Raw genomic sequence first — 12626 nt, forward strand, 5'->3', positions numbered from 1 at the left:
ATCGCCCCCCAAATAATCCCCCTTGACACTCTATCTTTCGATACATATCTTTAGATATGTTTTTCGACATATAGGACACGATCATGCGACACAACCCCTCCCGCGGCCATGCCCGATGCGACGGTCATGGTGCGCATGCCGGCCCTGAATGGTTCGCCGGTCTCTGGCACGCGATCGGCCGCCATCGGCGCGGCCACGATCCGTTCGGTGGCGGCCCGTTCGGCGGCCGTGGCGGACGCGGCGGCTTTGGCGATTTCGGCGACGACGGCATGCCGCGCGGCCGCCAGTTCAGCTCCGACGATCTCCAACTGCTGCTGCTCGCGCTCGTCGCCGAGCAGCCGAGCCATGGCTACGAGCTCATCAAGGCGCTCGACACACGTTCGAACGGCTTCTACAGCCCGAGCCCCGGCATGGTGTATCCGGCACTCACGTATCTCGAGGAAGTCGGCTTCGTCGCGTCGCAGGCGGAAGGCAACCGCAAGTGCTACGCCCTCACCGACGCCGGCCGCGCGCATCTCGATGCGCAGCGCGAACGCGTCGACACCCTGTTCGCGCGCCTCACGCATCTCGCGCGCAAGATGGAATTCATGCGCCGCGCCTTCGCCGGCGAAGCGGCGGGCAGCGAAGCACCGGACGAAGCACAGCCCGGCTGGCTGCCGGAGTTCGTCGAAGCCCGGCTCGCCCTGAAGCGCGCGCTGCTGCACAAGAGCGCCGCCGATGCCGACGAACAGCGTCGCATCGCGGCCATCATGCGCCGCGCGACGGCCGAAATCGAAGGCGGCACCGGCGCATAAGCCGCGCCGCCCCGTCAAACCATAGGAAAACGGATTGATGCAAAACACCTCAGAACGCGCCGTCACCCGCGTGCGCCATACCCTCAAGTTCCGCCTGCTGCAGGTCGTGCGCGTGCACGCCGTGACGCCCCACTTGCTGCGCGTCACGCTCGGCGGCCCCGATCTCGCAGATTTCGAATCGTCGTCGTTCGACGATCACGTGAAGGTGTTTTTCCCGCCGCCCGGCGCCGATCGGCCGGCGCTGCCGACGCTCGGCGCGAACGGCCCGGAATTTCCGGAGGGCGAACCGAAGCCCATCGCGCGCGACTTCACGCCGCGCCGCTTCGACCGCGCCGCCTGCGAACTGGATCTGGAATTCGTGCTGAACCATCCGGGCCCCGCATCGCAGTGGGCCGCGCAGGCACGCGTCGGCCAGTGGCTCGGTATCGGCGGCCCGCGCGGGTCGTTCGTGGTCCCGATCGATTTCGACTGGCATCTGCTGATCGGTGACGATACGGCGCTGCCGGCGATCGCACGGCGTCTCGAGCAATTGCCGGCCGGCTCGCGTGCAGCAGTGGTGCTGGAAGTCGCGGACCGCACCGCGCAGATCGCGTTCGATACGCGCGCCGACGTGCATGAAATCTGGCGCTTTCGCGCCGAAGCGGATGCAGCGGACGAAGACGTGCTGCTGAACGCCGTGCGCGAACTGCCGCTGCCGCCGTCCGGCGAGGGTTACGTGTGGGCGGCCGGCGAAGCGCAGTCGATGCGCGCGGTGCGCCTGCACCTGACCGGCGAGCGCGGGGTCCACAAGTCGCGAATCCGCGCGGCGGCATACTGGAAGCGTGGCGCGGCGGCCGTGCACGAGACGCTGGAAGACTGACCGCGAAAGGGCGCGCGCCGGCGGGGTTGGCATCGGCGGCGCGGCTGGTATATATGTATGTCTGCGACGCCGCTGTCGGACGACAGCCGCCGCAGCCCGTACAGGAGCGCCCGGTCATGACAAAAGAAAGCCACGCGTCGCCGTTCCTTCGCAACCTGAAGATCGCCGGATATTGCGGCCTGGCCGCTGTCGTTCTCGCGCTGTTCGTCGCGATGTGCGCGATCTTGAAGGAAAGCTCGCTCGAACGCGACGCCGCGCAACACCCGGGCGAGACGCCCGAACTGCACGATGCGGGCGGCGGCACGTCCGCTTCGGCCGAATCGGCCAAGACGCCCGGCTGACGGCGTCCGGCCCGTACTTCTCCTGCTCTTCCCGCTTACGGCGCGCGCTCGCGCCCCATCATGACTGCGTGCACCGCGTCGCCGATCCGTTCGATCGGCTCGACCACACGTTGCCCGTACAGGTGCGCGGCCAGCGCACCGGCCGTGCCGACCAGCACGCCGCCCGCCATGTCGAACGGCCAGTGCACGCCGGCATATACGCGGCCCCATGCGATCGCCACGGCCATCGCGACCATCACGAACCCGGTCAGCCGTGTCGTACCGGCGAGCAGCATGCCGACCGCGAGGCTCCATGCGAACGTCATGTGATCGCTCGGAAACGAACTGTCCGGCGAATGCGGAATCAGTTGCGCGCCGACGCCGGCCATGAACGGCCGCGGGGAGAACCAGAAATGCCCGATCACCTGCGCGAGCAGGAGCGCCAGGCAAGTGCCAACGCCGGCTTCGATCGCCTGACGCCGCGTCGGCCGCTCGCCGAAAATCCAGGTCAGCAACAGCATGACGGGCAGCGCATAGACGAGCCAGTCGGCGGCGAAGATCGCGAGGCGGGCCACGCCGTGGTTCGGCACGGCGCCTGCATTGATGGCGGAAAACAGGGTGAGATTGAGGTTCTGCATGAATCCGGTTGCGTGAAACGTGAGTGGGGGACCGGTCGTGCCGGTCGGATGCGAACGATGCTAGTGCTCACTCGCTTAAGTGGTGCTTAGTGCGCCGGGCGACCTGCGCCGGTACTCGGGTCGCCTGAACCGTGGCCGGTTCGCCGCGGCGAACGCACTTAGAGCCTGCACTGCAACACAAGTTCACACAATTGTCACATTCTCGCGCGACCTTCTCCCGTAAAACCTCACCACCCATCCCGTAAAACCTCACCTTTTTCACATCGTGGCGTCACTGACGCATGCGAATATCGGGCCGCCGGGCGCAATTCGCGCCGTTTGTGTCGCTCGCCTCAATATTTACATCGCTGATACGTCGAAATCGGCAACAATTAATTCCAGATGCGGCATCGCACAACGGCAACGCACAGGCATACGATTACGACCACTCATCCACGAAGCGATCAACAACAAGGAGTCCGCATGAAACCCAGCGATGTCCGATCGAAAGCGTTTGCGATGCCGTTGACCAGCCCCGCGTTCCCGATGGGCCCGTACCGTTTCGTCGATCGTGAGTTTCTGATCATCACGTATCGCACCGATCCGGATCGTCTCCGTGAAATTGTCCCCGAGCCGCTGCAGATCACCGAGCCGCTCGTTCATTACGAATTCATTCGCATGGCCGATTCGACCGGCTTCGGCGACTACACCGAAAGCGGCCAGGTGATCCCCGTCGAATACAACGGTCAGGCCGGCGGCTACACGCTCGCGATGTATCTCGACGATCACCCGCCGATCGCCGGCGGCCGCGAACTGTGGGGTTTCCCGAAGAAGCTCGCATCGCCCACGCTGCACGTGAACACCGATCACATCCTGGGCACGCTCGACTACGGCAAGGTTCGCGTCGCGACCGGCACGATGGGCTACAAGCACAAGGAACTCGACATCGACGAGCAGCTGAAGCGGCTCGCCGGCCCGAACTTCCTGCTGAAGATCATCCCGCACGTCGACGGCACCGCACGTGTGTGCGAACTGGTGCGCTACTACATGCAGGACATCAAGATGAAGGGCGCGTGGACGGGCCCCGCATCGCTCGAACTGGCGCCGCACGCGCTCGCGCCGGTGGCCGATCTGCCGGTCCTCGAGATCGTCGAGGCACGCCACCTCGTAGCAGATTTGACACTCGGCCTGGGCGAAGTCGTCTACGATTACCTGGCTCAGTAACACGTCCGCAGTCTTTTCTCCCTGTCAATCCTTTCACCACGGGAAATTCGAAATGAGCAACCTGAATGGCAAGACCGCAGTCGTCACGGGCGCCGCAAGCGGCATCGGCAAGGAAATCGCACTCGAACTCGCGAAAGCGGGTGCGGCCGTCGCGATCGCCGACCTGAACCAGGACGGCGCAAACGCGGTTGCCGACGAGATCAACAAGGCAGGCGGCAAGGCGATCGGCGTCGCGATGGACGTGACCAACGAGGACGCGGTCAACAGCGGCATCGACAAGGTGGCCGAGGCGTTCGGCTCGGTCGACATCCTGGTGTCGAACGCAGGCATCCAGATCGTCAACCCGATCGAGAACTACTCGTTCGCCGACTGGAAGAAGATGCAGGCGATCCACGTTGACGGCGCGTTCCTGACGACCAAGGCCGCGCTCAAGCACATGTACAAGGACGATCGCGGCGGCGTCGTGATCTACATGGGTTCGGTGCACTCGCACGAAGCGTCGCCGCTGAAGTCGGCGTACGTGACGGCCAAGCACGGCCTGCTCGGACTGGCACGCGTGCTGGCGAAGGAAGGCGCGAAGCATAACGTGCGCTCGCACGTGGTGTGTCCGGGCTTCGTGCGCACGCCGCTGGTCGACAAGCAGATTCCGGAGCAGGCGAAGGAACTCGGGATCAGCGAAGAGGAAGTCATCAAGAAGGTGATGCTGGGCAACACGGTCGACGGCGTGTTCACGACGGTGCAGGACGTCGCGCAAACGGTGCTGTTCCTGTCGGCCTTCCCGAGCGCCGCGCTCACCGGCCAGTCGTTCGTCGTCAGCCACGGCTGGTTCATGCAGTAACGCCCCCCGCCTCCCGGACGGGAGGCGACTCCCGCATCACCGCTCATTGTCACGATGGAACGCGGAGTGCCGTCGGTCGGCGCCACTCCCTTCCTCTCCGCCATCCACGGCGGGATTTCTCGGAGTCACTGATGAAACCGCACGCGCGTACAGAAAAGCAGGCCGTCGATGCGGCGGACCTGCATCACGAAGCCGGCGCGCCGGCCGCTGCGCGGTCGCTGCCGTACGAAACGATCGCGCTCGTCCTGCAAGGCGGCGGCGCGCTCGGCGCGTATCAGGCCGGCGTGTTCGAAGGTCTGCACGAGGCGGGCATTCCCCTCGACTGGATCGCCGGCATCTCGATCGGCGCGCTCAACACCGCGCTGATCGCGGGCAATGCCCCCGAACATCGCGTCGAGCGGCTGCGCGAATTCTGGGAAACGATCTGCCAGCCGGCGTTCTTTCCCGCGATTCCGGCCGCGTTCGAATTCGCGCTGTTCAACAGCATCGACCAGGTCCGCACGTTCTTCACCGCGTCGCAGGCCGCGAGCGCGATGATGCAGGGCCAGCAAGGCTTCTTCGTGCCGCGTTTCCCGCCGCCGCTGCCGGGCGTGGCCGATCATCCGGAAAAGATCAGCTGGTACGACACGTCGGCGTTGCGCGCGACGCTGCTCAAGCTGTGCGATTTCGACCGTATCAACTCGGGCGAGACGCGTGTGTCGGTCGGCGCGGTCAACGTCGGCACCGGCAACTTCGTGTACTTCGACAATTCGCGCGTTCGCCTCGCGCCCGAGCACTTCATGGCGTCCGGCGCGCTGCCGCCCGCGTTCCCGCCGGTCGAGATCGATGGCGAGTATTACTGGGACGGCGGCGTCGTGTCGAACACGCCGCTGATGGAAGTGCTGCGCGCGCGTCCGCGCCGCGACACGCTCGCGTTCCAGGTCGATCTGTGGAGCGCGCGCGGGCCGCTGCCGCGTACGATGGCCGACGTCGCGGAACGCACGAAGGACGTGCAGTATTCGAGCCGCACGCGTTTCGTCACCGACACGCTGCAGCGCGAACAGCGCTACCGCAACGTGCTGCGTCACGTGCTCGATCAGGTGCCGGAAGAGCAGCGCAAGAACGACCCGTGGTGCATCGAGGCTGACTCGATGTCGAGCGGGAAGAAGTACAACATCCAGCACCTGATCTATCAGCAGAAGGCGTACGAGCACCACTACAAGGACTATCAGTTCGGTCTGTCGACGATGCGCGACCACTGGTCCGCAGGTCTCGACGACATCCGCAAGACGCTCGCAGTGAAGGACGGCCTCGCGCTGCCCGTCAACGATGCGGGTTTCGTTACGCACGACATTCACCGCCGCCGGTAATGCCGTATGCGACGGCCCGGCGCGATGGATGCGCCAGGCCGTCTTTCTTACCGATTCGACATGCCGATTTTCATTGCGCTATTCGCGCTCATCGCCCTGGGATGGGGCGCCGTTCACCTGTTTCACGTCATCGCCGCGCAGTTCGGCCAGCCGGTCGCGATCGCGGCCGCCGTGCTCGCCGCCGCGATCCTGATCGCGCTGATCGCGTGGTGGATCAAACGCCGCCGCGACATCGCACCGAACACGAAAGAACAAGGCTGGACCCACATCGTGCATCGCGCGTGGGGCGAGTTGCGCGTGTCCGCGACGCAGGGGTTGCTGTGGCTGTCGCATGACGGCGCGGACGGCCGCTATACGCTGTCGCAACTCGACGGCTGCGAGGCCGCGCCGATCGACGGCCGCTGGCATCTCGTCGTGCGCGTGCGCGATGGCGTACGCGGCGAATGGAAACTGCCGATGATGGACAAGCGCGACGCGCAGCGCTGGGCGCGCGTGCTGATGCTCGCGAAGGACAACCGGCTGTAACGGACTGCGGCAGCGGGCCGGGCCGGCACGGCCCCGCGCGATGCTTGCTGTGTCGCGCCGCTCCCCACCTGCGGCGCACGTTCCGCCCAACGATACCCCGCTCGCGCACGATGGCGAGCGCCCCCCGCCTCACCCGCACCACCGTTCCCTATCGCGCGCCGAGCGCCCACAAAGCGTCGAGCACGTGTTGCGTCGGTCGCTCGACCGGCCCGGCCCGATGCGCGATGCCCAGCTCGCGCCACAACGCCGGACGCAACGGCCGCATCACGATCCGTGCATCGGGCAGCGGGGCACCCGCCTCGTGCGGCAGCAGCGTCGCGCCGTAACCCGCGGCAACCAGGCTCTTGATCGCATCGTTGTAGTTGAGTTCGATGCGCGGTTCGGGCCGATGGCCGCCGAGCGCGAACCATTCGGTCGTGAGCCGCGACAGGCGCGTGGTCGCATCGTTGAGAATCAGCGGACGCGCAGCCAGATAGGCCGGCGTCACACGCGCCGGGAGCGGCCAGTCCGCGGGCAGAAAGGCCAGCACCGGATCGCGCCGCCACGCGCGGATCGACAGCCCCGCGACCGCCTGCTGCGGCAGCGCAACCAGCCCGACGTCGAGCGTGCCCTGCGCAATGCGCGCCAGCGTGTCGGACGACGTGAGCACCGCGATCTGAACATCGATGTCCGGATGCTGCTCGCGCAACCTGGCCACCGCCTGCGGCAACAGATGGGCGATCGCTCCGGTCGAAGCGCCGAGACGCACCCGTCCGGTCAGCCCCTGCACCTGCCGCTGCACGTCGTCGAGTGTCGACTCGACCTCGGCCAGCAAACGGCGCGCCCGCTCCACCAGCACTTCACCGATGGTCGACGGCCGCACGTTGCCGCGCGTACGGGACAGCAACGGCGCGCCAATGCGGCTTTCGAGTTCGGCGACGTGAAGACTGACGGTCGGCGGTGCGAGATGAAGCAATTGAGCCGCGGCCACGAAGGATCCCTGGTCGGCGATTGCGACCAGCGTACGCAGCCGGTCCAGGCTGATCTCGCGCATCTCCACCTCTCGTTCAGGAAAACTGAATCCGGCAATCAGGAAATTCAACTTTTCCTATTCTATGCGTTCGACGGACGATACGGTTTTCCCGACGTCCGAAGCAAGGAGCGCGACCATCATGAGCTTCCCCACTGTCTACATCGACGGCGATCAAGGTACGACCGGATTGCAGATCCACGAGCGCCTGCGCGATCGCACCGACCTGCAGCTCGTCACGCTGCCGAACGCGGAACGCAAGGACCCCGCGCGGCGCGCCGAAGCGATCAACGCATCCGACATCGCGATTCTGTGCCTGCCCGACGCCGCCGCGCGCGAAGCAGTCGGATTCATCCGGAATCCGGCGGTACGCGTGATCGACGCGAGCTCGGCCCACCGCACCGATCCGGAATGGGTCTACGGCCTTCCAGAGATGGTCGAGGGGCACGCGCGGAAGATCGCACGTGCACGACGCGTCACCAATCCGGGCTGCTATCCGACGGGTGCGATCGGCCTGCTTCGGCCGCTGCAACAGGCTGGCCTGCTGCCGCGCGACTACCCGGTGAGCATCCATGCCGTGTCCGGATACTCGGGCGGCGGGCGCAGTGCCGTCGACGCATTCGAGTCGAACGGTGCGGCTCGCGCGAAACCGCTGCAAGTCTATGGCCTCGCGCTCGCGCACAAGCACGTGCCCGAGATCCAGCTGCATGCCGGGCTCGCGCACCGTCCGCTGTTCGTGCCGGCTTATGGCGCCTATCGGCAAGGCATCGTACTGACCGTGCCGATCGACCTGCGCCTTCTCCCGGCCGGCACGACCGGTGGGTTGCTGCACGCATGTCTCGCGCACCATTACGCCGGCGCGCGCCATGTCGAGGTCACGCCGCTCGCGGACTCGCGCACGATCACGCATCTCGATCCCGAGGCGCTGAACGGTACGAACAACCTGCGGCTCAGCGTGTTCGTCAACGACGAGCACGGTCAAGTGCTCCTTTCCGCCGTGTTCGACAATCTCGGCAAAGGCGCATCCGGCGCGGCCGTGCAGAATCTCGATCTGATGCTCGGCGCGACGAGCGTGGCGGAAGCGGCGTAGGTCGCCTGTAGACCTCGTCGCGAGCCGGCCCTCGGCAAGCAGATCGGCAGCGCCATCGCGTTTACGGCTCACGACGCTGTTGCGAACCGTAAGCGCGCGTCAACCAGTGCCCGAATCCTGCCCCCGTAAAAGCTCACCTTTGGCCGATTTCAGCCCGCATCGTCGTTCGCCTCGGCATTCAGGCCGGCGAACGTCTCGGCCAGAAAATCGACGCACACGCGCACCTTCGCCGACGCCGCGACGCGTTCCGGATACACGGCCCAGATGTTCGCCGGCTGGTGCGCTTCCGGCAGCACGCGGCACAACGCACCGCGTTCGATCAGCGGCCCCGCTTCCCAGATCGAGCGCAACACGATCCCGCGCCCGGCCAGCGCCCATTGCACGGCCACCTCACCATGGTTCGTCGACAGCGCGCCGCCGACCTTCACGGTTGCCGTTTCGCCGCGCAGGTTCAGCCGCCAGACACCGAACGGATGGTCGCGCTCCTTGATCGCGAGACAGTCGTGCGATGCGAGATCCGCGAGCGAGCGCGGCGTGCCGCGTCGCGCGAGATAGTCGGGCGACGCGCACAGCACACGATAGTTCGCCGCGAGGCGGCGCGCGATCAGGTGATCGGCGATCTCGTCGCCGATGCGCACGTCGAGGTCATAACCTTCGCCCGCGACGTCGACGAGCCGGTCGAACAGATCGAGCCGCACGTTCAACTGCGGGTAGCGCGCGGAGAAATCGAGCAGCGCCGGCGCAACGACATGCCGGCCGAAGCCGAAGCTGCTCGAGATGCGCAGCGTGCCGCGCGGCACCGTGCGCGTGGTGGACACGTCTTCGACGAGATGATCGACGTCGTCGAGAATCTTCTCGGCGCGCGCGAACACGCGCTCGCCGGCTTCCGTGACCGTCACGCGACGCGTCGACCGATGCAGCAGCCGCGTGCCGAGTTGCGCCTCGAGCAGCGCGATGCGTTTGCTGACATAGGCGGGCGACACCGCGAGTTGCTCGGCGGCCGCGCTGAAGCTCGTCAGACGGACGACCAGGCTGAACACGCGCAGGTCGTCGAGATTCGGTGATTTATTCACGATTCGTGGAAAGTCGATTAACCTTTCGCTGGATTTTAATCCGAATGGAAATAAATAAAATGGCGTCATGTTCCGCTGTGCATGCTGCCAGCGGCCCGACCAGCCAAGGAGACTTGCATGAGCGACAGGACCTACAGGATTGCCGTGATTCCCGGGGACGGCATCGGCCGTGAAGTGATGCCCGAGGGGCTGCGCGCGCTGGACGCCGTCACGGCGCGCTTCGGCATCCGCTTCGAGTTCGAGCAGATCGACTGGGCGAGCTGCGAATACTACGCGCAGCACGGCAAGATGATGCCGGACGACTGGAAAGCCCGGTTGTCGCGGATGGACGCGATCCTGTTCGGCGCGGTCGGCTGGCCCGCGACGGTGCCCGATCACATTTCGCTGTGGGGTTCGCTGCTGAAATTCCGCCGCGAATTCGACCAGTACATCAACCTGCGGCCCGCGCGCCTGTTCGATGGCGTGCCGTCGCCGCTCGCCGGCCGCAAGGCCGGCGACATCGACTTCATGATCGTGCGCGAGAACACCGAGGGCGAATATTCGTCGGTCGGCGGCACGATGTTCGAAGGCACCGAGCGTGAAGTGGTGATGCAGCAATCGATCTTCACGCGTCACGGCACCGAGCGCGTGCTGAAGTTCGCGTTCGATCTCGCGCAGCGCCGGGCGAAGCGCCTGACCGTCGCGACGAAGAGCAACGGCATCGCGATCAGCATGCCGTGGTGGGACGCACGCGCGGCCGAGATGGCCGAACGCTATCCCGAGATCGTCGTCGACAAGCAGCACATCGACATCCTGTGCGCACGCTTCGTGCTGCAGCCGGACCGCTTCGACGTGGTCGTTGCATCGAACCTGTTCGGCGACATTCTTTCCGACCTCGGGCCGGCCTGTACGGGCACGATCGGAATCGCGCCGTCGGCGAACCTGAATCCGGACCGCACGTTCCCGTCGCTGTTCGAACCGGTGCATGGCTCCGCGCCCGACATCGCGGGCCAGTACGTCGCGAATCCGATCGCGATGATCTGGTCGGCGGCGATGATGCTCGACTTCCTCGGCAACGGCGCGGGACGCGAGCGCGAAGCGCACGACGCGATCGTCGCGGCGATCGAGGACCTGCTGCGCACGGGGCCGCGTACGCGCGATCTCGGCGGTCAGGCAGGGACGCAGGAAGTGGGCGAGGCGATCGCGGCGCGGATCGCCGGCTGATCGATCGCTGCGGACGATACGCAGCTAGATGGGCGTCGACGCATGTCGTGTTCAGCTGTGAGCGACACGACATGCCGCGCGCACCTGTTCCGATTCCGACGGGTGTGTCGGTGCATGCGTATCGATGTCGAACGGCGAGCAATGCGATCCGACGACACGCACGGTTGTGCGTCGGTGCATCGGTGCGATGGGTATCGCGTTGAAGTCGAGCGATGAGTTGCATCGAGTGTGGATACCCACCGTATCGAACCTCACCGCATGTCTTGCGAATGCGCGTGCGTTCGATATTTCTGTCAGCGCAATCGCACGGCCTCACGCGAAGATCGATCGGTGAGGCGCCGCGCGTAAAACACCACACCGCAGGCACAGAAAGCGCCTTCTCCCGAAAACGCTCACCTCAACGCGCTGCCCCCGTATTTCCTCACCTTTGAACACAGGCATCGCGCTCGACGTGCGATCGGGTGCGACACCATCGTGTTTGTCACAGCCCGAGATCGGACAGGCCGGGATGATCGTCCGGACGACGACCGAGCGGCCAGTGGTACAAACGGTCCGCTTCACGGATCGGCAAATCGTTGATGCTCGCGTGGCGATGCGCCATCAGGCCGTTTTCGTCGAACTCCCAGTTTTCGTTTCCGTATGAACGGAACCAGTTGCCGGCATCGTCATGCCATTCGTACGCGAACCGCACCGCGATGCGATTGCCGCCGAACGCCCACAGCTCCTTGATCAGCCGATAATCGAGCTCGCGCGTCCATTTCCGCTGCAGCAGGCCGACGATCTCGTTGCGGCCCGTCACGAACTCCGCGCGATTGCGCCACCGGCTTTGCAGCGTATAGGCAAGCGACACGCGCTGCGGATCGCGCGTGTTCCACGCATCCTCCGCGGCGCGTACTTTCTGGCGCGCCGTGTCGAGCGTGAAGGGCGGAACGGGCGGACGAACTTCCGGGGAAGCGGACATGGGATGCTCCTGTTCAAGGTGCTGGCCGCGCACGAGCGCGGCCGTCGGGACGGACTACTTCGATGATCGGAAAACCGTGTCGAGCAGCAGGTCGGCGGTTGCGCGCGCGTCGCGCGCGGCATTGGCATCGCCGCTGACGAGCGCCACACCGATCGCGCCGTCGATCAGTACCAGCCATTGACGTGCGAGGCGGGCGAGCCCGCGATGCTCGATCCCGGCTTCGTCGGCATACGCGTCAAACCGCTCGCGCACGAACGCCAGCAAGCGCTCCTTGTGCATGCGTGCGACGACCCGCACCGGGTCGTCGGCGTCGGCAATCTCGCCGGACGCATTCAGAAACGCGCAGCCGTGAAAATCGGGTTGCGAAAACCAGTCGCGCAATACGTCGAACATGCCGAGTAGTTGCGCGCGCGCAGACTTGCCGCGCGCCAGCGTCGCGTCGACAAACCAGCGCATCCAGCGCGCGTCGCGACGTTCGAGAGCGGCGACGACCAACGCCTCTTTCGATTCGAAATGCGAATAAAAGCTCTTTCGCGCCGCGCCGGACCGCTTCACGATCGCATCGACGCCCGTGGCATGGATCCCGCCCGAGTAGATCAGCGCCTCGGCCGCATCGAGCAGCCGGTCGCGAACGGCCGGTTCTCCGGAGAGTTCATCGAGTGTGTTCATGTGTTTACGGTAGAACGATCGTTCTCCTTCGTCAACGTCCGTGTGAAAGGCCCTGTCGGCGAGAGGGCTGAACGTCGCATGCTTCCGGTGACGAG

Annotated in this window: 14 protein-coding genes; 9 read left to right on the forward strand and 5 right to left on the reverse strand. The window is 65.6% G+C overall.

The window, feature by feature from the left end; translation table 11 throughout:
* Window positions 1-83 precede the first annotated feature (83 nt).
* The 3 genes from J7024_RS27500 (at window position 84) to J7024_RS27510 (ending at window position 1994) form a co-directional block, all read left to right on the forward strand.
* Window positions 84-794, forward strand: coding sequence for a PadR family transcriptional regulator (locus tag J7024_RS27500; protein ID WP_124830433.1), 711 nt, complete (start codon window positions 84-86; stop codon window positions 792-794).
* A 37-nt stretch (window positions 795-831) separates the two neighbouring features.
* Window positions 832-1653 (forward strand): siderophore-interacting protein, encoded by an 822-nt coding sequence (locus tag J7024_RS27505; RefSeq protein ID WP_124830434.1) that lies wholly within the window; start codon window positions 832-834, stop codon window positions 1651-1653.
* Between the two features lie 116 nt (window positions 1654-1769).
* Window positions 1770-1994, forward strand: coding sequence for a hypothetical protein (locus J7024_RS27510; protein ID WP_124830435.1), 225 nt, complete (start codon window positions 1770-1772; stop codon window positions 1992-1994).
* A gap of 35 nt (window positions 1995-2029) precedes the next feature.
* Here J7024_RS27510 and J7024_RS27515 read toward each other — a convergent pair whose 3' ends face one another.
* Window positions 2030-2611 carry an undecaprenyl-diphosphatase gene (locus J7024_RS27515; RefSeq protein ID WP_124830436.1) on the reverse strand — a complete coding sequence of 194 codons (582 nt, stop codon included), beginning with the start codon at window positions 2609-2611 and terminating at the stop codon, window positions 2030-2032.
* 462 nt (window positions 2612-3073) lie between these two features.
* Between J7024_RS27515 and J7024_RS27520 the strand changes: the two genes are divergently transcribed.
* The 4 genes from J7024_RS27520 (at window position 3074) to J7024_RS27535 (ending at window position 6526) form a co-directional block, all read left to right on the forward strand.
* Window positions 3074-3814, forward strand: a complete 741-nt coding sequence (locus J7024_RS27520) for an acetoacetate decarboxylase (RefSeq protein ID WP_096501016.1) — start codon at window positions 3074-3076, stop codon at window positions 3812-3814.
* A gap of 52 nt (window positions 3815-3866) precedes the next feature.
* Window positions 3867-4652, forward strand: coding sequence for a 3-hydroxybutyrate dehydrogenase (locus J7024_RS27525; protein ID WP_199568955.1), 786 nt, complete (start codon window positions 3867-3869; stop codon window positions 4650-4652).
* 131 nt (window positions 4653-4783) lie between these two features.
* A complete protein-coding gene (locus J7024_RS27530) occupies window positions 4784-6001 on the forward strand; it encodes a patatin-like phospholipase family protein (RefSeq protein WP_175750590.1) in 1218 nt (405 codons plus the stop codon).
* Window positions 6002-6061: 60 nt separating this feature from the next.
* The gene (locus tag J7024_RS27535) at window positions 6062-6526 is read left to right on the forward strand and encodes a hypothetical protein (protein ID WP_098554401.1); all 465 of its coding nucleotides are present in this window, start codon (window positions 6062-6064) and stop codon (window positions 6524-6526) included.
* A gap of 148 nt (window positions 6527-6674) precedes the next feature.
* Here the strand turns inward: J7024_RS27535 and J7024_RS27540 are convergent, their stop codons facing one another.
* Window positions 6675-7559: a LysR family transcriptional regulator gene (locus J7024_RS27540; RefSeq protein WP_124826808.1), complete on the reverse strand. Its 885-nt coding sequence runs from the start codon at window positions 7557-7559 to the stop codon at window positions 6675-6677.
* A 118-nt stretch (window positions 7560-7677) separates the two neighbouring features.
* Here J7024_RS27540 and argC point away from each other — a divergent pair, with 118 nt between their 5' ends.
* Window positions 7678-8625, forward strand: a complete 948-nt coding sequence (argC, locus tag J7024_RS27545) for an N-acetyl-gamma-glutamyl-phosphate reductase (RefSeq protein ID WP_175750591.1) — start codon at window positions 7678-7680, stop codon at window positions 8623-8625.
* 149 nt (window positions 8626-8774) lie between these two features.
* Here the strand turns inward: argC and J7024_RS27550 are convergent, their stop codons facing one another.
* Window positions 8775-9698 (reverse strand): LysR substrate-binding domain-containing protein, encoded by a 924-nt coding sequence (locus J7024_RS27550; protein WP_124826806.1) that lies wholly within the window; start codon window positions 9696-9698, stop codon window positions 8775-8777.
* A 117-nt stretch (window positions 9699-9815) separates the two neighbouring features.
* On the opposite strand from J7024_RS27550, the gene J7024_RS27555 reads away from it, so the two are divergent.
* Window positions 9816-10901: a tartrate dehydrogenase gene (locus tag J7024_RS27555; RefSeq protein WP_124826805.1), complete on the forward strand. Its 1086-nt coding sequence runs from the start codon at window positions 9816-9818 to the stop codon at window positions 10899-10901.
* A 481-nt stretch (window positions 10902-11382) separates the two neighbouring features.
* On the opposite strand, the gene J7024_RS27560 is transcribed toward J7024_RS27555, so the two are convergent.
* Window positions 11383-11862, reverse strand: coding sequence for a nuclear transport factor 2 family protein (locus J7024_RS27560; RefSeq protein WP_124826804.1), 480 nt, complete (start codon window positions 11860-11862; stop codon window positions 11383-11385).
* Window positions 11863-11916: 54 nt separating this feature from the next.
* Window positions 11917-12531: a TetR/AcrR family transcriptional regulator gene (locus J7024_RS27565; protein ID WP_124826803.1), complete on the reverse strand. Its 615-nt coding sequence runs from the start codon at window positions 12529-12531 to the stop codon at window positions 11917-11919.
* Window positions 12532-12626: the final 95 nt, after the last annotated feature.

It is taken from the genome of Burkholderia sp. WTPI3 (genome assembly GCF_021483755.1).
Lineage (GTDB): Bacteria > Pseudomonadota > Gammaproteobacteria > Burkholderiales > Burkholderiaceae > Burkholderia.